This is a genomic window from Pseudaminobacter soli (ex Li et al. 2025) (assembly GCF_003012705.1).
GTDB lineage: Bacteria > Pseudomonadota > Alphaproteobacteria > Rhizobiales > Rhizobiaceae > Pseudaminobacter > Pseudaminobacter soli.
Window position 1 is genome coordinate 1 of record NZ_PXYL01000058.1, and the last position, 1,160, is coordinate 1,160.

Below are 1,160 nucleotides of genomic sequence, written 5' to 3' on the forward strand. Positions count from 1 at the left end.
GGCTTGAACCGCATCGGCAAGAAGGCGGTGATCTGCATCCGCGAGGCCTCGCTCGGGCCGAACTTCGGCGTCAAGGGCGGTGCCGCCGGCGGCGGCTATGCCCAGGTGGTGCCGATGGAGGACATGAACCTCCACTTCACCGGCGACTTCCACGCCATCACCACCGCGCACAATCTGCTCTCGGCCTTGATCGACAACCACATCTACTGGGGCAACGAGCAGGGCATCGACATCCGCCGCGTCGCCTGGCGCCGCGTCATGGACATGAACGACCGCGCGCTCAGAGACATCATCTGCTCGCTCGGCGGGGTGGCCAACGGCTATCCGCGCGAGGCCGGCTTCGACATCACCGTGGCCTCCGAGGTGATGGCGATCCTCTGCCTCGCCACCGACCTCAAGGATCTGGAAAAGCGCCTCGGCGACATCATCGTCGCCTACCGCCGCGACAAGACCCCGGTCTATGCCCGCGACATCAAGGCCGATGGCGCCATGACCGTGCTGTTGAAGGACGCCATGCAGCCCAACCTGGTGCAGACGCTCGAGAACAACCCGGCCTTCGTGCATGGCGGCCCGTTCGCCAACATCGCGCATGGCTGCAACTCGGTGATGGCCACCACCACGGCGCTGAAGCTCGCCGATTACGTCGTCACCGAGGCCGGCTTCGGCGCCGATCTCGGCGCGGAAAAGTTCTTCGACATCAAGTGCCGCAAGGCGGGCTTGAAGCCGGCGGCGGCGGTCATCGTCGCCACGGTTAGGGCGCTGAAGATGAACGGCGGCGTCAAGAAGGAAGACCTCGGCGCCGAAAACGTCGCGGCGGTGAAGAAGGGCTGCGCCAACCTTGGCCGCCACATCGAAAACGTCAAGCAGTTCGGCGTGCCGGCGGTGGTGGCGATCAACCACTTCCACTCCGACACCCAAGCCGAGATCCAGGCGGTGAAGGACTATGTCGCTTCGATGGGCGAGGAGGCGATCCTGTGCCGGCACTGGGCCGAGGGCTCGGCCGGCATCGAGGAGCTGGCGCACAAGGTGGTGAGCCTCGCCGAAAGCGGCGCCTCGCAGTTTGCGCCGCTCTATGCCGACGAGATGGGCCTGTTCGACAAGATCAACACCATCGTGCAGCGCATCTACCGCGGCTCGGAGGCGATCGCCGACAAGTCGGT

The 1,160-nt window shown here is 65.5% G+C and carries 1 protein-coding gene; it reads left to right on the plus strand.

Going from position 1 to position 1,160, the window contains the following annotated elements; genetic code table 11:
* Nucleotides 1–1,160 (plus strand): formate--tetrahydrofolate ligase (locus tag C7I85_RS30180; RefSeq protein ID WP_106727669.1); only part of this gene is annotated, 1,160 nt, incomplete at both ends.